The organism is Streptomyces sp. NPDC040432, from assembly GCF_055595445.1.
In genome coordinates this window covers 354632-374374 of record NZ_JBVIVP010000002.1, presented here as the reverse complement: position 1 = coordinate 374374, position 19743 = coordinate 354632, and the positions used below count along the sequence as shown (strand labels likewise).

17 protein-coding genes are annotated in these 19743 nt (G+C 73.2%); 8 read left to right on the top strand and 9 right to left on the bottom strand.

Annotated features, from left to right (window positions below; all coding sequences use genetic code 11):
* Positions 1 to 12: 12 nt before the first annotated feature.
* A complete protein-coding gene (locus ACZ58N_RS05370; RefSeq protein WP_471155864.1) occupies positions 13 to 780 on the top strand; it encodes a trypsin-like serine peptidase in 768 nt (255 codons plus the stop codon).
* Here the strand turns inward: ACZ58N_RS05370 and ACZ58N_RS05365 are convergent.
* The 3 genes from ACZ58N_RS05365 to ACZ58N_RS05355 all read right to left on the bottom strand — a co-directional run bounded on the left by ACZ58N_RS05365 (position 756) and on the right by ACZ58N_RS05355 (position 3925).
* On the bottom strand, positions 756 to 1829 hold the full coding sequence (locus tag ACZ58N_RS05365) for an EamA family transporter (protein ID WP_471155861.1): 1074 nt from the start codon (positions 1827 to 1829) through the stop codon (positions 756 to 758). The genes ACZ58N_RS05370 and ACZ58N_RS05365 overlap by 25 nt on opposite strands.
* Before the next feature lie 44 nt (positions 1830 to 1873).
* On the bottom strand, positions 1874 to 2692 hold the full coding sequence (locus tag ACZ58N_RS05360) for an isocitrate lyase/PEP mutase family protein (protein ID WP_471155858.1): 819 nt from the start codon (positions 2690 to 2692) through the stop codon (positions 1874 to 1876).
* Between the two features lie 120 nt (positions 2693 to 2812).
* Entirely contained in the window at positions 2813 to 3925 is a 1113-nt protein-coding gene (locus tag ACZ58N_RS05355) for a threonine synthase (protein WP_471155855.1), read from the bottom strand.
* Between the two features lie 209 nt (positions 3926 to 4134).
* On the opposite strand from ACZ58N_RS05355, the gene ACZ58N_RS05350 reads away from it, so the two are divergent.
* The 7 genes from ACZ58N_RS05350 (at position 4135) to ACZ58N_RS05320 (ending at position 12688) form a co-directional block, all read left to right on the top strand.
* Positions 4135 to 5709 carry a S8 family peptidase gene (locus tag ACZ58N_RS05350; protein ID WP_471155853.1) on the top strand — a complete coding sequence of 525 codons (1575 nt, stop codon included), beginning with the start codon at positions 4135 to 4137 and terminating at the stop codon, positions 5707 to 5709.
* 146 nt (positions 5710 to 5855) lie between these two features.
* A complete protein-coding gene (locus ACZ58N_RS05345) occupies positions 5856 to 7013 on the top strand; it encodes a DUF4190 domain-containing protein (RefSeq protein WP_471155851.1) in 1158 nt (385 codons plus the stop codon).
* Between the two features lie 149 nt (positions 7014 to 7162).
* Positions 7163 to 7915 (top strand): GntR family transcriptional regulator, encoded by a 753-nt coding sequence (locus ACZ58N_RS05340; protein ID WP_471155848.1) that lies wholly within the window; start codon positions 7163 to 7165, stop codon positions 7913 to 7915.
* A gap of 692 nt (positions 7916 to 8607) precedes the next feature.
* Positions 8608 to 8802: an SPOR domain-containing protein gene (locus ACZ58N_RS05335; RefSeq protein ID WP_389711410.1), complete on the top strand. Its 195-nt coding sequence runs from the start codon at positions 8608 to 8610 to the stop codon at positions 8800 to 8802.
* A gap of 94 nt (positions 8803 to 8896) precedes the next feature.
* Complete coding sequence (locus tag ACZ58N_RS05330; protein WP_471155846.1) at positions 8897 to 9331, top strand: (deoxy)nucleoside triphosphate pyrophosphohydrolase; 435 nt, start codon at positions 8897 to 8899, stop codon at positions 9329 to 9331.
* 154 nt (positions 9332 to 9485) lie between these two features.
* Complete coding sequence (locus ACZ58N_RS05325; protein ID WP_471156560.1) at positions 9486 to 9914, top strand: ATP-binding protein; 429 nt, start codon at positions 9486 to 9488, stop codon at positions 9912 to 9914.
* A gap of 149 nt (positions 9915 to 10063) precedes the next feature.
* Entirely contained in the window at positions 10064 to 12688 is a 2625-nt protein-coding gene (locus ACZ58N_RS05320) for a SpoIIE family protein phosphatase (protein ID WP_471155844.1), read from the top strand.
* A gap of 84 nt (positions 12689 to 12772) precedes the next feature.
* Here the strand turns inward: ACZ58N_RS05320 and ACZ58N_RS05315 are convergent, their stop codons facing one another.
* The 6 genes from ACZ58N_RS05315 to ACZ58N_RS05290 form a co-directional block, all read right to left on the bottom strand.
* On the bottom strand, positions 12773 to 13501 hold the full coding sequence (locus ACZ58N_RS05315; RefSeq protein WP_471155842.1) for a PspA/IM30 family protein: 729 nt from the start codon (positions 13499 to 13501) through the stop codon (positions 12773 to 12775).
* 79 nt (positions 13502 to 13580) lie between these two features.
* On the bottom strand, positions 13581 to 15710 hold the full coding sequence (locus tag ACZ58N_RS05310; RefSeq protein ID WP_471155840.1) for a TPM domain-containing protein: 2130 nt from the start codon (positions 15708 to 15710) through the stop codon (positions 13581 to 13583).
* Positions 15711 to 15857: 147 nt separating this feature from the next.
* Positions 15858 to 16631 carry a succinate dehydrogenase/fumarate reductase iron-sulfur subunit gene (locus ACZ58N_RS05305; protein WP_471155838.1) on the bottom strand — a complete coding sequence of 258 codons (774 nt, stop codon included), beginning with the start codon at positions 16629 to 16631 and terminating at the stop codon, positions 15858 to 15860.
* Positions 16628 to 18556 (bottom strand): fumarate reductase/succinate dehydrogenase flavoprotein subunit, encoded by a 1929-nt coding sequence (locus ACZ58N_RS05300; protein WP_471155836.1) that lies wholly within the window; start codon positions 18554 to 18556, stop codon positions 16628 to 16630. Before ACZ58N_RS05300 ends, ACZ58N_RS05305 begins: the two co-directional genes overlap by 4 nt.
* Before the next feature lies 1 nt (position 18557).
* The gene (locus ACZ58N_RS05295) at positions 18558 to 19382 is read right to left on the bottom strand and encodes a hypothetical protein (protein ID WP_471155834.1); all 825 of its coding nucleotides are present in this window, start codon (positions 19380 to 19382) and stop codon (positions 18558 to 18560) included.
* 96 nt (positions 19383 to 19478) lie between these two features.
* Positions 19479 to 19709 (bottom strand): hypothetical protein, encoded by a 231-nt coding sequence (locus ACZ58N_RS05290; protein WP_471155832.1) that lies wholly within the window; start codon positions 19707 to 19709, stop codon positions 19479 to 19481.
* Positions 19710 to 19743: the final 34 nt, after the last annotated feature.

Genomic DNA, 19743 nt, shown 5'->3' with positions numbered 1-19743 from the left:
GTGGTGAGGAGCGTGTCGGCCGCGGCCGTGGCGGGGATCGCGGCGGTGGCGGCCGTCGTCCTCCTCAAGGCGTCCGAGGACCGGTCGGTGCACCCGTTCCCCACCGTGGGCGTGCTCATGGCGGGCGGCGAGCACTGGTGCACGGCGAGCGTCGTCGACAGCCCGCGGGGCAACGTCGTCGCCACCGCCGCGCACTGCGTGGCCCCCGCGGGCGAGGACGGGCAGCCCGGCGAGGTCGCCCACGACGGCCTCGCCATCGGCGAGCTCGCCTTCGCCCCCGCCTTCTCCGGCGAGGGCGCGGGCACCCAGCCGCTCGGCGTCTGGAAGGTCAGCTCGATCCACGTGGACGAACGCTGGACGAAGTGGGGTGACGACACCGCCGACTTCGCCTTCCTCACCATCGAGCCGGACGAGGAAGGACGCAGCCTCCAACAGCGCGTCGGCGGCGGAGAGGCCCCCCGGCCCGAGTGGACCTCCGGGTACGAGCGCGAGGTGACCGTGATCGGCTATCCGGAATCCGAGCACAACCCGCAGAACAAGCCGGTCTCCTGCACCACCCGGACGCGCCACGACGACGAGGACCCCGACATGCTGTACATCAGCTGCTCGGGCTTCTGGACGGGCACCAGCGGCAGCCCCTGGATCGCCGACCGCGGCGCACCGGACCGACCCGGCCGGCTGATCGGTGTGCTGAGCGGCGGCGACACGGACGTGGACTCCACGGCGGCCCTGTACGACGAGCGCGCCAAGGCCCTCTACGAGCGGGCTGCCGGCGGCTGATCCACGTCGGCGTCCGTCGGAGCCCGATCCGCGTCGGTGTCCGTCGGAGTCCCATCCGCCTCGGCCCCCGCCGGTGACGGTTCCGCGTCCGCCCCCGCCGGTCGGGTCGTCCGCCGCGGCGTCCGCTCCGTACTGACGATGACCCCGACCGCCGCCACCACGATCCCGCCGCCGAGCAGGATCGGCCAGGTCAGCGCCTCGTCGAGGATCAGCGTGCCGAGCGCCACGGCGACGACCGGATTGACGTACGCGTACGTGGACACCAGCGACAGCGGTGCCGCCCGGAGCAGCCACGCGTACGCGGTGAACCCGACCACGGACCCGATCAGCACGAGGTAGGCCAGGGCCACCCAGGAGGCGGTGGAGAACGCGCCGAGGTCCAGATCGCGCTGCTCGCCGCGCAACAGGCCGACGACGATCCCGCCGGTGCCGCCCGCGAGCATCTGGTACGCGCTGCCCGTGAACGGGTTGCCGGGCAGCGGCACCCTCGACGCCGAGAAGGAGCCCAGCGACCACGACACCGCCGCGGCCACCACCATCAGCACCCCCGACAGCCGGACCTCCCCGCCGAACCCCGGAGCGGTCAGGACGGCCAGCCCGGCGAGACCCACCAGCACGCCGAGCAGCGTCCGCGCCGGCGGCCGGTCCCCGCCGACCGCCCGCAGCACGACCACCCACATCGGCACGCTCGCCACCAGCAGCGCGGCCAACCCGGACGGCACGTGCGTCTCGGCGAGCACGACCAGGCCGTTGCCGCCCAGGATCAGCAGCATCCCGACCAGGACCGAAGAGCGCAGCTGCGCGCCCGTGGCCCTGAGCGCGGCCGGCCCGGACCGCCAGGCGACGATCCCGGCCAGCAGCAGTCCGGCGGTGATGAAACGGGCCCCGGCCGAGAGGAACGGCGGCATGGTCTCGACGACGATCCGGATGCCCAGGTAGGTCGAACCCCACACGACGTAGACCAGGGCGAGGGCGGTCCAGACCGCGCCGGTGATCCTGCGGTGCGGGGGAGCCGGCGGGCCGCTCCCGGCCGTGGTTGAGGTGCGCATGTCCGGATCCTAGGGTCGTTGCCCCATGCAGGCTTCTTGTTTTCTCAGCCCTTGAGCAGGCCGTTCAACTCGCCGTACGACAGCGAGTCGGCGAGCGGGCCGTACGTCCCGCCGGCCAGCAGTTCCTCGGTGGCGCGGCGGGCCACGGCGTACGCGGCCTCCGCGACCCAGGAGCCGAGGCTGACCCGGGCCGCTCCGAGGGCGCCCAGCTCGGCGACGGACGGCGCGCCGGGACCGACGAGGACGTTGAGCGGCGCGTCGATGCCCTTGGCGAGCTCGGCGACGGTGGCCGGGTCGACCACGCCGGGCACGAAGATCCCCGAGGCGCCCGCTTCGAGGTAACCGGCGGCGCGGGCGAGGGTCTCGTCGAGCCGGGTCTCCGGATCGCCGAGACCACGGAGGTAGGTGTCGACGCGGGCGTTGATGAAGAGGGGGACCCCGGCGGCCCCCGCGGCGGCGCGGGCCGCGGCCAGCCGCTCCGCGTGGTCGGCGGGGTCCCGGTCGCCGTCCTCGATGTTGACGCCGACGGCCCCGGCGGCCAGCACCCCGGTGACGGTCTCCCCGACCCCGGCGGGGTCGGCGCCGAAGCCGCCCTCGATGTCGGCGGTGACGGGTACGGACACGGCGGCGCTCACGCGGGCGATCAGGTCGAGGACCCGCTCGCGGGCGAGGGCGTCCCCGTCGGGCGACCCGAGGGACCAGGCCACGCCGGCGCTGGTGGTGGCGACCGCGCGGGATCCGGCCGCCTCCACGACGCGGGCACTGGCGACGTCCCAGGCGTTGGCGAGGGCGAGCGGGGCGGCGGGGGTGTGCAGCGCGGAGAAGGCGGCGGCGCGGAAGGCGAGGTCACGGGTGTCGTTCATGGGTGCAGTCCACCAGAACGGCCCCGCGGGGGCTGGCGGATTTCCGACACCATGTCACTCCGCCCGCCGGAGCCCGACCCCGGCCCGACCCCGCCCCGCCCCGACCCGGCCCCGGGTGCGTTACGGCGCCAGGCCCGTCTTCGCGCCCGCGCCGCACAGGGGGATCACCGCCGAGCGGCCCTGCAAGGGGTCCTCGGGGGCGCCCGGGCGGACCGCCGCCCAGCAGGCCGCCGCGGTCGGCTCGACGAAGAGGCCCCGGCCGGCCAGGTCCCGCTGGGCCTCGCGCAGCCGGTCGTCGGGGACGGTCAGGAAGGTGCCGCCGGACTTCCGTACGGCCGCCAGGATCTGCCGGGCCCGGGGCGGCGCCGGGATCGCGATCCCCTCGGCCAGGGTCGGCAGTTGGGGCACCGGCTCCGCGTCCTGCGCCCCGGAGGCGAACGCGGTGGCCAGCGGGGCGACCGCCGCCGCCTGCACGGCGATCAGCGCGGGGGGCCGCACCCCGCGCCGGGCCAGTTCCTCCACCGCCAGCGCGGCGCCGAGGAGCAGGGTCCCGTTGCCGACCGGGACGACGAGGACCTCGGGCAGCCGGCCCGCCATGGCCTCCCAGATCTCGTACACGTACGTCTTCGTGCCCTGGAGGAAGTAGGGGTTGAAGACGTGGCTCGCGTAGAAGACGCGGGGGGCGTCGGCGGCGGCCCGGGCCGCCTGCGCGGTGGCCTCACGGCCGCCCGGGACGATCCGTACGGTCGCCCCGTGGGCCCGCATCTGCTCGGTCTTCTTCTCCGAGGTGCCCTCGGGCACGAAAACTTCACAACTGAGCCCGGCCCGCGCGCAGTACGCCGCCACGGAGGTTCCGGCGTTGCCGCTGCTGTCCGCGACGACCCGCTCGGGGGCCAGTCGGCGGGCCACTTCCGCGAGCATGACGGCGCCGCGGTCCTTGAAGGACAGGGTCGGCATCAGGAAGTCGAGTTTGGCGTGAACGCGTTCCGCCAACGGCACCAACGGCGTGTGCCCTTCGGACAGGGTGACCGAGAACGCCCCCGGCAGGGGCAGCGCGGCCGCGTAGCGCCACAGGGAATGCGGGCCGGCGGCCGGTTCCAGGGCGATGGCCGGATCCGGTGCGAAGTCGAGGTCCCAGGGGCCGGCGCAGACCGGGCAGCACCAGGGGGCGGTCCGCACGTCCGCGCGGGTGCCGTCCTCGGGGCAGAGGTAACCAGGGAGTGCGTGCGTCATGTGCGGAACGCCTTTGCTCAATCATGGCCGTTGTATGGCACGGATGTTACGCGTCCGTTGTCCTCTTGTGGGATGACGCACAGGTGGGTCAACCTTTCGGAAGCGACGGCCTGTTGGGCACCGTTCATTGTCATGAACATGCCTTTCAGGGTCTTCGTGTGCCGTCGCACACCCCCCGCAGCGCACCACTTATGAGGAGGACCCCTCACATGTCCGTGATGCGTCAAACCCGCCGGAAGCTCGCCGGCATCAGCGCGACCGCCGTCGTGGCACTCGCGCTCGGCGCGGCCGCCGCCCTCCCCGCCTCGGCGGCCGACAACGGCGCACTGGGCGTCATCGAGAACGCAGGTGTCGAGGGAGCGATCTCCGACAGCTACATCGTGACCCTGAACGACTCCGCCGCCCGCTCCACCGCCGAGAGCGGCAAGGCCGTCGCCAAGCGCTACGGCGCCAGGATCGACCGCACCTACAGCGCCGCCCTCAACGGGTACTCCGTCGAGGTCTCCGAGGCGCAGGCCAGAAGGCTCGCGGCCGACCCCGCCGTGAAGTCGGTCGTGCAGAACCGTGTCTTCACCGTCGACGCCACCCAGCCCAACCCGCCGTCATGGGGCCTGGACCGCATCGACCAGCGCGCGCTCCCGCTGGACAACAGCTACACGTACCCCGACAAGGCCGGTGAGGGCGTCACCGCCTACATCATCGACACCGGGGTCCGGATCACCCACCAGGACTTCGGCGGTCGGGCCTCCTACGGCTACGACGCCATCGACAACGACAACACCGCCCAGGACGGCCACGGGCACGGCACCCACGTCGCGGGGACCGTCGGCGGCACGGCGCACGGCGTGGCCAAGAAGGCCAAGATCGTCGGCGTTCGCGTGCTCAACAACCAGGGCTCGGGCACCACGGCCCAGGTCGTCGCCGGCATCGACTGGGTGACGCGCAACGCCGTCAAGCCGGCCGTCGCCAACATGTCGCTCGGCGGCGGCGCCGACTCCGCGCTCGACACGGCGGTCCGCAACTCCATAGCCGCCGGCATCACGTACGCGGTCGCGGCGGGCAACGAGTCGACCGACGCGAGCACGAAGTCCCCGGCGCGCGTCGGCGAGGCCATCACCGTCGGCTCCACCACCAACACCGACGCCAAGTCCAGCTTCTCCAACTACGGCAGCATCCTCGACATCTTCGCGCCCGGCTCCAACATCACCTCGACGTGGGGCACCGGGGACACCGCGACGAACACCATCTCGGGCACGTCCATGGCCTCCCCGCACGTCGCGGGAGCCGCCGCGATCTACCTCTCGCAGAACCCGGCGAGCACCCCGGCGCAGGTCTCGGCGGGCCTGGTCGCCGCGGCCACCCCGAACGTGGTCACCAGCCCGGGTTCCGGTTCCCCGAACCGCCTGCTGAACGTGGGCGGGGGCACCACCCCGCCCGGCCCGGGGACCCGCTTCGAGAACCTCAACGACTACGCGATCAACGACAACTCCACCGTCGAGTCGCCGATCACCGTGAGCGGGATCACCGGCAACGCCCCGGCCACGCTGAGCGTGCCGGTCGACATCAAGCACACCTACGTCGGTGACCTGAAGGTCGACCTCGTCGCCCCCGACGGTTCCGTCTACAACCTGCGCAACCGCACCGGCGGCAGCGCGGACAACATCATCCAGACCTTCACCGTGAACGCCTCCTCCGAGGTCGCCAACGGGGTCTGGAAGCTGCGGGTCGCCGACCTGGCGGGCGCCGACGTCGGCAAGATCGACTCGTGGGCGCTGCAGTTCTGACGACCTCCCGGGCGACCGGGTGGCAAGGGGCGCGATAACAGGCTGGATCGCGCGGTGAACGCGGGGGCGACCGGAATGCCGGTCGCCCCCGCTGCGTACTATTTCGCGCATTCGTTCGCGTCCCCCGTGATGGAGCACCTCACCCCGTGAGCACCCCGCCCGGGCCGCAGGCCCCCGGCCCCGGCCACCAGTGGCCCCCGCCGTCCCCGCCGCCGGTGTGGGGCCCGCCGGCCCACGCGTACCCGCCCGCGCTCAACGGGTTCGCGCTGGCCTCGCTGCTGGTCGGGTTGCTGTGCCTGCCGCCGCTCGGGATCGTCTTCGGGATCGTGGCGCTGGTGCAGATCGCGCGCAAGCGGGAGCGGGGCAGGGCCCTGGCCGTCGTGGGCCTGGTGGTCTCGCTGGTGATGACCGTCGTCGCGGCGGTGGGCATCGGCGCCCACGGGGGTGCCTTCCTGGACCGGATGGCACCGTCCCGGACGTACGAGGAGGCCGAGGGGGAGCCGGCCGTCATGGAGGAGCTGCGGGTGGGCGAGTGCTTCAACGTCCCCGGCGGCGACCTCCTCGACGAGGACCCGCTCGCCCACCGCATCGGCTGCGGGCAGGTGCACGACGCCGAGGTGACCTCCACCACCCTGCTCGACCTCGCCTCCTTCCCCGGCACGCCGGAGCTCCAGCAGACGGTCACCGACATGTGCTGGAAGTCGCAGGACGCCTACGCGATGGACACGTGGGCGCTGCCCGCCTACGCGGAGATGTTCTACTTCGCGCCCTCCCGCGAATCCTGGCGCGAGGGCGACCGGCGCCTGATCTGCGTCATCGGCACCTCGGAGGAGGAGCACCGGGGCAGCCTGCGCCAGGACGAGGGGATGCTGACGCCGGAGCAGGTGACCCTGCTGCGCTCGCTGAACACGGCGGACCAGGCGCTGGGGCGCGGCCCCGACGCGGAGGTCGCCGACGCGCTGCCGCGGTACCGGACGTGGGCGCGGGAGGTCGAGGAGGCGCTGGGCGCGGAGGCCCGGATGCTCCAGGACGTGACGCGGCGTCCGGGGACGGGGCCGGCGGCGGCCGCGCAGTTGGGGGAGATCGACGCGGCGCGCAAGGCGTGGCAGAAGGCGTCGGCGGCTTCGCGGCCGGCCGATTTCCAGAAGGCGTGGGACCAGGCGTTGGCGGCGGTCTCGGTGGACACGGAGAAGGCGCTGCGCGGCGCCTACGGTTTGTCGACCGTGGTTCCGGAGTGGCTTGAGGACTATCCGGGTGACGCGGGCGAGGATGCGGGGAGCGCCCCCTCGGCGGAGTCGGTCTGAGGAGCGGTTCGGGGCTTGGTGTGTAACGCCTGGTAACGGGTTTGAGTGACCTGGCTTCATCACTTCGGGTGAAACTCTGGCCCGTGCTTGCGCAGTACAACCGTCGGTTGCCAGGGTGTAGCTGTCTGTCAACCTGATGGGAGTGGCCAGTGACTTTCGGTGAGCAGCCGGCCTATCTTCGTGTCGCCGGTGATCTGCGACGGAAGATCGTCGATGGGTCCCTGCCCCCGCACGCCCGGCTCCCTTCGCAGGCCCGGATCCGCGAGGAGTACGGGGTCTCCGACACCGTCGCCCTGGAGGCCCGCAAGGTCCTCATGGCCGAGGGGCTGGTCGAGGGCCGCTCCGGCTCCGGGACCTACGTGCGCGAGCAACCCGTACCCCGCCGGGTCGCGCGCTCCGGCTACCGCACGGGCGGCGCGTCGACACCGTTCCGGCAGGAGCAGGCGGAGACGGGTGCGCGCGGTACGTGGGAGTCGAACAGCGAGCAGGCGCAGGCGCCGGCCGAGATCGCGAAGCGGCTCGGCATCGAACCGGGCGACCGGGTCATGCGCACGCGGTACGTGTTCCGCGACGCGGGGGAGGCGATGATGCTCTCCACCTCCTGGGAGCCGCTCGCCGTGACGGGCCGGACCCCGGTGATGCTGCCGGAGGAGGGGCCGCTGGGCGGCTCCGGGGTGGTGGACCGGATGGCCGCGATCGACGTCGTCGTCGACAACGTGGTGGAGGAGGTCGGTGCCAGACCGGGGCTGGCCGAGGAGATCATGTCGCTCGGCGGGGTCCCGGGGCACGTGGTGCTCGTCGTCAGCCGTACCTACTTCGCGTCCGGGCGGGCGGTGGAGACCGCCGACGTCGTCGTCCCGGCGGACCGCTACCGCCTCACCTACCACCTGCCGGTGCGGTAGCCGCGCGGCGGCCCCGCCGCCGGTCGATCCGATCCGGGGCCACCGCGGCCGGGGGCGCGCGGACCGGCGGGCGGGGCCGACCGGAGGCGGGGCCGGTGGGGGCAGCCGCGCGGTGGCGCGCGCCGCGGCGTCATCTCCGGACGGCGTGTGGGAGTGACAGTCCGTCATGCGTCGGCCCCGGCTCCGGGAGGCGTGACGGACACCGCCGCCACCCCCCGCTCCCGGGCCACCGGCCCACAGCGGCCCACCCGTACGCCGTCGACCCGGCGGGTTTCGGCGCGATGGTGATCGCCCCCGCCCCGTCGACCTTCGCCCTCTGCCGGGTCCTCGGGACCCGCCCCGAAGGCCTTCTGCCGCCTCCGTCGCCGCCGGACTCGCCCTCGTCCCGCGCCGGTTGATCGCCCCGGCGGCCCGCGGAACGGACCGCCCGGCCAGGTCGAACGCCGTGAACGGTCCCGGCGTGGGGGTCGCGCACACCACTGCCACGCACCCCTGCTCCGCCCACGAAGGGCCGTGCGTACGCCGGGTCCGAACCGGCGCACACGGCCCTTTCGTACGCCTGGCCGGATGCGTACGCCCACGAGGTACCTCTTCGTGAAAAACCGTATCCGCACAGTAAAGGTCGGGCGTAAGCTCGGGCATATGCGCAATGCGGTTTCCTGGGCAGGTACATCGGCGGAGGGTGAAGCGCGATGAACGACAGCGGTGCCCTGCTCCCGTGGCTGGTCATACGTCAGGACGACAACGGCAACCGCTACCGGGTGGGTCGGTACCCCACCCGGGTCGAGGCCCAGAAGGTGGTCGACAGCCTCGACGACCGCGGGCACAAGCAGCTCTACTGGGTCGAGCGGATCGGACAGGGCACGCAGACCGCCACCACGAACTGAGGCCGGGCGGTCGGCCCGCAGGGCGGCCGGGCGCGGGCCGGCCCGCGCGGGCCCGACCGTCGGCAGGCCCTCGGCGCCGGCATAGGCTCCGTCCATGACTGAACGCGTGGTCGTGGGCGGGGCCCTTTGCCGTGACGGGCGCCTGCTGGCCGCCCGGCGCAGCGCCCCGCCCGAGCTGGCCGGACGCTGGGAGCTCCCCGGGGGCAAGGCGGAGCCCGGCGAATCCGTACCCGAGGCCCTGGTGCGCGAACTGCGCGAGGAGCTCGGCGTCGAGACCGAGGCGCTGGAGCGGATCCCGGGGGAGTGGCCGCTCGGGCCGGGCCTCGTGCTGCACGTGTGGACGGCCCGACTGGTGTCGGGGGAGCCCGCCCCGCTGGAGGACCACGACGAGCTGCGCTGGCTGGCGCCCGCGGAGCTGGACTCCGTGGACTGGCTCGACCAGGACCGCCCCGCGGTCGCCGAGGCCGGGCGCCGACTGCGCGCCGCCGCGCTCCCGGATCCGCACGACGGGGCGCACCGGGGCGCATGACGCTCACGCGGTAGGCCGTCTGCGCCACCGTGCGCCGGTGCGTGGGGGATCGAGTGGTACGACGCCCTGAATATCGGGTATGTCGCTATTAATCCCTATCTTGTCCCCCTTTCGTCCCCGACGAACCGGACTGGGGTCACTGCTGGCCCGGGAAGTGATCGGCGTGATCGACGCAGACGGTGAACGTGCCGAATGGGCCTTCCCCGCCGAACCCGGTGCCGTCCGCACCGCCCGCCACGCCGTCCGGGGCACCCTGCGCTCCTGGGGTCTGGACGCCGTCGGGGACGTCACCGTCCTGCTGGTCAGTGAGCTGGTGACGAACTCCCTGCGCTACGCCTCCGGCCCCATCGGGGTCCGTCTGGTACGGCGCAAACCGGCCGCCGGGGACCTGGTGGGCGGCGACGCGCTGCTCGTGGAAGTTTCCGATCCGCTTCCGGATCCACCCCGCGCGAAGGTCGCCCAGCCGGACGACGAGGGGGGCCGGGGACTGCACCTCGTGGCCGTCTCGGCACAGCGTTGGGGAACGCGCCACGGGAAATCGGGCAAGACTGTGTGGTTCGAGTTGGCTCTTCCTGGTGAGTAACAAGGTGAAGGGTGGCCAACGATCACCGGACGTGGCTCGAAAACAACGGGACCTTTTTGTGATCGTGAACGCCGTGCCGTCCGGGGCCGTGGTGCTGAATACTTCGGTCATGGCCGGTCCGGTTGCGGTGAGCTGGAGGGGACGGTCGCGTGAGCGAGATACCTGCGCAGGCACATCAGGGCCGAGTGCCCAGGGAGACATGGCACGACTCCTTGTGGCACAGCAGTCCGCCTGGCTCGATATATGACTACATAAAGGTCGCTTCCTTCTCGATCGGTCCGGACGGGCTCGTCGACCAATGGAGCCTGCGCGCCGAGGAGCTGTTCGGGCTCACCGCCGCCCAGGCGGTCGGGCGCGATCCGGTCGAGGCGTTCATGCCCCCGGAGCTGCGGGCCGGAGGGCACCGCAAGGTCGCGGAGATCCTCGACGGCAAGGAGTGGACGGGCCTGATCCCCTTCCGGATCCCCGATGGGAACGGGGCGCACGGGGTGGCCGAGATCTATGTGATGCCGACGCTCACCGAGACCGCCGAGCGGGCGGCGCTGTGTGTCGTCGTGGACGTCCGCGCGCTGCGGCGGATCGAATCCGATCTCGCGGCCTCGCAGGCGATATTCGGCCAATCTCCTTTCGGCTTCCTGCTCTTCGGTACGGACCTGACCGTGCAGCGCGCCAACCGCCGCTTCGCGACCGTCTTCGGCGGAGCCGTGGAGGAGCACCGAGGCCGGACCGTGCACGACTACCTGCCCGCCCACGAGGCCGACCGGATGGCCGAAGCCCTGCGCCGGGTCCTGGAGACCGGTGAATCCGTCACCGACCTGAGGATCACCGGTGCGGCCCCGGGCAGCCGCGAGAAGCGCCACTGGTCCATCAACCTCTACCGCGTCCACGGCGGCACCGGTCTGCCGATCGGCATCGCCGGCATCGGCACCGACGTCACCCGCCGTCACCTCGCGGCCCGCGAGGCCGCCGGGGTGCGCCGCAACCTCGCCCTCCTCAACGAGGCCGGGCACCGGATCGGGAACTCCCTCGACCTGGAGACCACCGCGCGGGAACTGCTGGACGTCACCGTCCCCGGTTTCTGCGACCTGGCCGCCGTCGACCTCTACCAGGGGCTGCTGCTCGGTGACGACGACCGCCCCGCCCGCCCGCAGGGGCCCGGGGTGCCCTCGCTGCCCGGGCAGGGCGCCGGGCGGGCCCCCTCCGCGGCGCTGCGGCGGGTCGCCTTCGCCTCCGCCGTGTCGGACGCCCCGCTGTCGGGGCCCGGCGCACTGGTCTCCGTGGGGGAGATCCACCGCTATCCGGCCGCCTCGCCCGGGGCGCTGGCCCTGCGCACGGCACGGCCCCGGCTCGCCCCCGCCGGGGGATCGGACGACCTCGTGCAGTCCACGCTGCTCGTGCCGATGGTGGCCCACGACACGGTGGTCGGCCTCGCCCAGTTCTCCCGTACGAAGGGCAGCGAGCCCTTCGGCGAGCGGGACCGGGCCGTCGCCGTCGAACTTGCCGCGCGGGCGGCCGTCTGCATCGACAACGCCCGCCTCTACCGGCGGGAACACGAAAGGGCCCTGATACTGCAACGCAGCCTGCTGCCCCCCGGCGACCCGGAGGCCGCCGGACTCGACATCGCCTGCCGGTACCTGCCGGGGAACGCGGCGACCGAGGTGGGCGGGGACTGGTTCGACGTCATCGAACTGCCCGGACACCGCACCGCCCTCGTCGTCGGCGACGTGATGGGCCGCGGCCTGCGGGCCGCCGTCGCCATGGGGGAGCTACGGACCGCCGTACGCACCCTGGCCCTGCTGGACCTCGAACCGGCGGAGGTGCTCACCGCGCTCGACGAGGTCGCGCGCGGCCTCGGCGCCCCCGGCGGCTCGCAGCAGGCGTCCCGCGCGGCCCTGCACTCGCGGGACGCCGACCGGTCCGAGGTGTACCTCGCCACCTGCGTCTACGCCGTCTACGACCCGGTGACCCGGCGCTGCACCATCGCCAACGCGGGCCACATGCCGCCCGTACTGGTCGAGCCCGCCGAGGAGGGCGGCGTCCCCCGTCCCGGCCTGCTCCTGGAGATCCCCACCGGGATGCCGCTCGGCGTGGGCGGCGAGCCCTTCGAGGAGGTCGAGGTGGAACTTCCCGAGGGAGCCCTGCTGGCGCTCTACACCGACGGGCTCGTCGAATCCCGCGACCACCCCCTGGAGGAGGGGCTGCGGGGACTGCGCGAGGCGCTCGCGGATCCGGTGCGCCCGCTGGAGGACGTCTGCGACCACGTGCTGAACACCCTCGACACGCGCCACGGGGAGGACGACATCGCCCTGCTCATGGCGCGCGTCCAGGGACTGCCCCTGGACGCCGTCGGGGACTGGCAGTTGCCGCGCGAGGCCCGCTCGGTCGGCCGTGCCCGTGAACTGGCCCGGGGCAAACTGCCCGCATGGGGGCTGGAAGGCCTGCTCGACACCACGGAACTGCTGGTCAGCGAGCTGGTGACGAATGCCCTTCGGTACGGCGAGGGCGAGATCCGGCTGCGCCTGCTGCTGGACCGGACCCTGGTGTGCGAGGTGTGGGACGCGAACCTGGCCCAGCCCCGACGCCGTCGTGCCCGGGACACCGACGAGGGCGGGCGGGGACTCCAACTGGTCGGCCTGCTCTCCGCGGGCTGGGGCACCCGCCGCACCCACCGGGGAAAGACCGTCTGGTTCGAACTCCCCCTGCCCATGCCGGGCGGTCCGGGCGAGTCCGTCACCGAACTGACGGCGGAACAACTCCTCGGCCTGTACGGATAGCCGGACGCGGGGGGTGCGCCGCCGCGCACCCCCACGGGTCCGGGTCGGGCCGGGTCGGGCCGGGTCGGGCCGGGTCGGGCCGGGTCAGGCCGCCCTGCCCGCACCGCCCGCCTTGAGGGCGGCGAGACGGGCCTCGATCTCCGAGGTCCTGCCGAGGTCCTCCAGGGACTCGAACTGCGCGTCCAGGGAGGACGCCGCCAGCTCCTGCTTGCCCGTCGCCATGGCCTCCTCCCGCCGGACCTTCTCCTCGAAGCGGTTCAGGTCGCTGGTCGGGTCCATGACGTCGATGTTCTTCACCGCGTCCATCATCGTGTTCTGCGCCTGCGCGGTCCTGGCCCGGGCCACCAGCTCGTCCCGCTTCGCCTGGAGCTCCGTCAGCTTGTCCTTCATCGACGTCAGGCCCGCCTTCAGCTTGTCGACGACCTCCGTCTGGGCGGCGATCGTCGGCTCCGCCGTCCTCGCCTCCCGCTCCGACTGCATCTGCCGGCCGAGGGCCACCTTCGCGAGGTTGTCGAACTTGTCGGCGTCCGCGGCGCCCCCCGCCGTCCGCAGCTCGTCGCCCTTGCGGCTGGCGGCCAGCGCCTTCCGGCCCCACTCGGCGGCCGCCTCCACGTCCTCCTTGTGGTCCGCCTCCAGCATCCGCAGGTTGCCGATCGTCGTGGCCACCGCCTGCTCGGCCTCCGAGATGTTGTTCGTGTAGTCGCGGATCAGCTGGTCGAGCATCTTCTGCGGATCCTCCGCCTGGTCCAGCAGCGCGTTGATGTTGGCCTTCGCGAGCTGGGTGACGCGGCCGAGGATGGTCTGCTTGCTCATGGGTCTCTCCTGGTGAGGGAACGTCAAGGTCCGGTGCGTGACGCGCCGCGGGGCGTGGGCCGCGGCTCGCGCGGGTCGGTCAGAAGCGGCCGCCACCGCCCATCCGGCCGCGCGTCCCCCCGCCGCCGAAGGAACCGGGACCGCGGCTCCCGCCGCCGCCCCCGCCGAAGCCGCCCCGGCCGCCGTACCCGCCCCCGCCGAAGCCCCCGCCCCCGCCCCCGCGCAGGATCTCGCCGAGGATGATGCCGCCGAGCACGGCTCCGCCGCGGCCACCACCGGCGCGGGAGCCCGCGTACGGGTTCTGGTAGGCCCGTACGTCCTGCTCCGCCAGCTGCTGCGCCTGCCGGGCGAGGGAGTCCGCCTGCTGCGCCTCCGTCAGGGCGCCCGCCGGGTCCGAACCTGCCAGCGACACCGACCGCTCCAGGTGCCGCTGGGCCTCCGCCAGCCGGGTACGGGCCTGGCTGGCGACCGCGCCCCGGCTGGTGGTGATGTAGTCCGTCGCCGCGCCGATCGCACTGCGGGCCGACAGCAGGGCCTGGTCCAGCAGGCCCGCCGCGCGCCGCCGGCCCGTCTCCTGCTCCCGCGCCCCGGCCAGCGACTCGTCCAGCGCCGCGTCGGCCTCCTCCACGCGCCGCAGGGCGTCGATCGGGTCGTACCGGCCGGCCTCCTGTTCCCGACGCACGTCCGCCAGTACGGCCTGCGCCCGGCCGATCCGCCCGCGCAGGTCCGCCGTCGAGGTGCCCTCCGTGGTGCCCGTCAGCAGCCCGGCGGCGTCGGCGAGGTCGGACTCCGTCTCCGTCAGCGCGCCCGGCAGCTTCCCGGCGGCCTCCGCGAGCTCCTGCGCCCGCCGCTCCACCGCGTCCAGCAGGGTCGCCGCCTGGTCCACCGCGCCCTCGGCGGCCCGTACGTGGACGGCCGCCCTGCCGTTCTCCCCGTCGTTCAGCGCGGCCCGGGCCTCACCGAGGTGGGTCGTCGCGAACAGCAGCCGGTCCTTCGCCTGCTCCGGGTTGGAGGCCACCGGCGCCGACGCGGAGTCCGCGTACCGACCGGCCAGCGCCGCCAGCGTCGCCACCGCCGTCGTCGTCCGCCCGGTCAGCTCCCGGAAGTGGGCCTCCACGGTCTCCACCGCCCGAGGGGCGTTCTTCTCCAGGTCGCGGAGTCGGTCGAAGGCCTCCGACTCGGCGTCCAGCCGACGGTTCGCCTCCGTGCACCGGGCCACGATCTCGTCCAGCATCCGGCGGCGGGTCGCGTCGTCCTCCGGGTAGGCGTCGTCGAGCTGCTGGCGCAGCCGGAAGGCGTGCGTCAGCTCGTCCTTCGCGTGCGCCACGGCCTCCGTGAAGCCGGCGACGGCCTCGTCGCCGAACTGCGCCGAGGCGAAGCCGAGTTCCTCGGTGCTGGTGCGGACCGCGTCGTCCGTCCCGACCAGCAGCGCCTTCGCCCGGGCGTCGAGTTCCGGCAGCGGCGTCTCGGCCCGCTGCCCGTCCCAGCCCTGGTGCGAAGTCGCCGCACCGCGCCCGCCGCCGCCCTTGCCGCGCCTGCGGCGGCTGTACGCGTACGCCCCCAGCGCCCCGGCCGCGCCGACCGCGACCACCGGCAGTACGAAATCGCCCGCGCCGCTCTCGCCGCCGGCGGCGCCGCCCGGATCGGCCTCGCCGGGGGTGATGGTCGGGACCGGCACCGGCCGTCCGCCGAGCACCGCGGCGTAGCCGTTCGCCGCGCCGATCGCGGCGCCCGCCCAGTCGTTCTCCTTCAGGGCGGGCTCGATGGCGGTCCGGGCGACATCGGCCAGCTGCTGTTCCGTGAAACCGGAGTCGGTGTCGGCCGAATAGGCGTACTGCCGCGCCCCGGTCGCCACCGCGAGCAGGACGTCGCTCTGCCCGAGGCCGTTCTTCTGCGCCGTGGCGTCCGCCCAGCTCTGCGCGGAGCGCCCGGAGAAGTCGTCGACGTACGTGACGAAGAGCTGGATCCGGCGTTCGGCGTACAGCTTGTCCAGCGCCGCCGTCACCGCGGGCAGCCGGTCGCCCAGGGCGCCCACGCGGTCGGTGACCTGCCCCTGCCGGGACAGGGTGACGGGATCCTCGGCCCGGGCCGCGGGCGCCCCGACCACCCCCCACCCGCCGAACGCCAGCAGCGCGGCGGCCAGGGCCAGTCCGGTGCGCAGGGATATCCGGGCGGCGGAGCGCCTCTTCGTCCAGGGGGGCGGAGTCACATTTCGGAGATTATGGGCGGTTGGCCCCGCCCGCACCCGGAGTGGAGTCGTCCGCCGCCCGCCACCCCGGGCCGTCGTTCCCGGCCGGGCCGGACCCGCCGACCCGGGCGCGGCCCGGCAGCCCGGGGCGGCGGGGGCTCGTCGTCCCTACGGTGCGCCGCGCCTGCGGATCCGGCTCCCCAGCCACACCAGCGGGTCGTACTTGCGGTCCGCGGCCCGCTCCTTCAACGGGATCAGCGCGTTGTCCGTGATCCTGATGCCCTCGGGGCAGACCTCCGTGCAGCACTTGGTGATGTTGCAGTAGCCGAGCCCGTGCTCCTCCTGGGCCGCGCGCCCGCGGTCCAGGCCCGCCTCGGCGGCGGCGTCCAGCGGGTGCATGTCGAGTTCGGCGATCCGCATCAGGAAGCGCGGCCCGGCGAAGGCGCCCTTGTTCTCCTCGTGGTCGCGGACCACGTGGCAGGTGTCCTGGCACAGGAAGCACTCGATGCACTTGCGGAACTCCTGCGAGCGTTCCACGTCCACCTGGTCCATCCGGTACGCACCCGCCGGTACCCCCTCCGGCGGCACGAAGGCCGGCACCTCCCGCGCCTTCGCGTAGTTGAAGGACACGTCCGTGACCAGGTCCCGGACCACCGGGAACGCCCGCAGCGGGGTGATCGTGACCGTCTCGTCCCGGTCGAAGACCGACATCCGCGTCATGCACAGCAAGCGCGGTCGGCCGTTGACCTCGGCGCTGCACGAACCGCACTTGCCCGCCTTGCAGTTCCAGCGCACCGCCAGGTCCGGGGTCTGCGTCGCCTGCAACCGGTGGACGATGTCCAGGACGACCTCGCCGTCATTGACCTCGACGGTGAAGTCCCGGAGTTCGCCGCCCTCGGCGTCGCCGCGCCAGACCCGGAAGGCGGCATCGTAGGTAGTCACTCGTAGAGCTCCTCTTCGGCGAGGTACTTGACCAGCTCGTCCTTCTCGAACAGCGCGAGCAGGTCCGGGCGGATGGGTTCGGTCCGGGTACGGACGAGCGCGATCCGGTCGGCCGCCGGATCCGCGGGGGCCGGCCCGGACTCCACGGGGACGCACAGCAGGTTCACCGGGCGCCAGTCCCGCTCCATCGCCGGGCAGTCCTCGCGGGTGTGCCCGCCGCGGCTCTCGGTGCGCTCCAGGGCCGCGCGGGCCACGCACTCGCTGACCAGCAGCATGTTGCGCAGGTCCAGCGCCAGGTGCCAGCCCGGGTTGAACTGCCGGTGCCCCTCCACCCCGGCGCGCGCCGCCCGTACGCGCAGCGCCGCGAGCTTCTCCAGGGCCTCGGCCATCTCGCCCTCCCGGCGGATGATCCCGACCAGGTCGTTCATGGTCGTCTGGAGCTCCTGGTGGAGCGTGTACGGGTTCTCCGCGCCCTCGGCGGCGTGGAAGGGGGCCAGGGCCTCCGCCGCCGCCGCGTCCACCTGTTCCTGCGCGGCGACCGGCCGCGCGGTCCCGGCCGCGGCGGCGTGCTCCGCCGCGTGCAGCCCGGCCCGCCGACCGAACACGAGCAGGTCGGAGAGGGAATTGCCGCCGAGCCGGTTCGAGCCGTGCATGCCGCCCGCGACCTCCCCGGCGGCGAACAGTCCGGGCACACCCACGGTCGCCGCCGTATCGGAGTCGACCGCGATGCCGCCCATCACGTAGTGGCAGGTCGGGCCGACCTCCATCGCCTCGGCGGTGATGTCCACGTCCGCCAGCTCCTTGAACTGGTGGTACATGGAGGGCAGCCGCCGCCGGATCCGCTCCGCCGGCATCCGGGTCGACACGTCGAGGAACACACCGCCGTGCGGGGAACCACGGCCCGCCTTGACCTCGGAGTTGATCGCCCGGGCCACCTCGTCGCGGGGGAGCAGTTCGGGCGGACGCCGGTTGTGGTCCGGGTCCTCGTACCAGCGGTCGCCCTCCTCCTCGGACTCGGCGTACTTCTCCTTGAAGACGTCCGGGACGTAGTCGAACATGAACCGCTTGCCCTCGCTGTTGCGCAGCACCCCGCCGTCGCCGCGCACCGATTCGGTGACGAGGATGCCCTTGACCGAGGGCGGCCAGACCATGCCGGTCGGGTGGAACTGCACGAACTCCATGTTCAGCAGGGGCGCGCCCGCGAGCAGGGCCAGGGCGTGCCCGTCGCCGGTGTACTCCCAGGAGTTGGAGGTGGTCTTGAAGGACTTGCCGATCCCGCCCGTGGCCAGCACCACCGCCGGCGCCTCCAGGACGAAGAAGCGGCCGGACTCGCGCTCGTAGCAGAAGGCGCCCGAGACGGCGGCGTGCGCGTCCGTCGGGCCGCGGTCCTTCAGGACCCGGGTGACCGTGCACTCCTGGAAGACCTTGAGCCTGGCCTCGTGGTCCCCGTACTCCCGGAAGTCCTCCTGCTGGAGGGCGACGATCTTCTGCTGGAGGGTGCGGATCAACTCCAGGCCGGTGCGGTCGCCGACGTGCGCGAGGCGCGGGTACTCGTGCCCGCCGAAGTTGCGCTGGGAGATCCTGCCGTCGGGGGTGCGGTCGAACAGGGCTCCCCAGGTCTCCAGTTCCCAGACCCGGTCCGGGGCCTCCTTGGCGTGCAGCTCGGCCATCCGCCACTGGTTGAGGAACTTCCCGCCGCGCATGGTGTCGCGGAAGTGGACCTGCCAGTTGTCGCCCCCGTTCACGTTGCCCATGGAGGCGGCGATGCCGCCTTCCGCCATCACCGTGTGGGCCTTGCCGAAGAGGGACTTGCAGATCACGGCCGTCCGCGCGCCCCGCTCCCGGGCCTCGATGGCGGCCCGCAGCCCGGCGCCGCCCGCGCCGACCACGACCACGTCCCATTGCTGCCGGTCGACTTGCGCCATGTCAGAAGATCCTCGGGTCGTCGAAGGTGCCGGTGGCCAGCAGGTACACGTAGAGGTCGCACACGGCCACGCTGATCAGCGAGGCCCACGCCAACTGCATGTGACGGGCGTTGAGCCGGCTGACCCAGCCCCACAGGCGGTAGCGCACCGGGTGCTTCGAGAAGTGCTTCAGACGACCGCCCATGATGTGCCGGCAGGAGTGGCAGGACAGGGTGTAGGCCCAGATCAGCACGGTGTTGGCCAGGAAGATCAAGGTGCCCAGGCCCGCGTGGCCCCACGCGTAGTGCGCGTCGCGGAACGTCAGCACGGCGTCGTAGGTGAGGATCCCGGCGACCGGGACCGCCGCGTAGAAGAAGTAGCGGTGCGCGTTCTGCAGGACCAGCGGGAAGCGGGTCTCTCCCGTGTACGAGGAGTGCGGCTCGGCGACGGCGCAGGCGGGCGGCGAGGCCCAGAAGCCCCGGTAGTAGGCCTTGCGGTAGTAGTAGCAGGTCAGCCGGAAGCCGAGCGGGAAGACCAGGATCAGCAGCGCGGGGGACAGGCCCCACCAACTGCCGAGGAGGTCCAGGTTGGGGCCGCCGCGCATCCGCTCGCAGTTCTCCGCCAGACAGGGGGAGTAGAAGGGCGAGACGTACGGGGCCGCGTAGTAGTGGGCGTTGGAGAAGGCCCGCCAGGTCGAGTAGGCGATGAAGGCGAGCAGCCCGGCCGCGGTGCCGGCGGGCGACAGCCACCACCGGTCGGTCCGCAGGTGCCGGGCCGCGATGGCGGCCCGTGAGGGTCCGTGGACGCCGCCGGGCCGCTGCTGGGATGGTTCCGTGCCTGTGGCCAAGGGGAACTCCGGGTGGAGTGTCGAGGGGTGGCCCAGGAGACCCGGCGCCGCGGGCGCCGGGTCAGATGGGGTGGGTACGGGCGGTCCGACGCCGCGTCAGGGGGCGCGGCGGTCGCGGGCCCCGAGGCCCTCGTCGTCGGAGTCCGTCCAGAGCGTGCTGTCGTACGGCGTGTCCGGGACGGTGATCATCGGCGCCGGGCCCGGGGGCGCCTGCGGCGCGCCGCCCGCCGGTGCCTGCCGGGCGATGTCCTGCTCCAGCCGCTCCACCGAGCGGACCAGCTCGTCCAGGTTGCGTCGTACGGCGGTCAGATCGTCTTGCAGGGACATGACGTGCCCTCACTTCCGCGGGTGCGGTGACCGT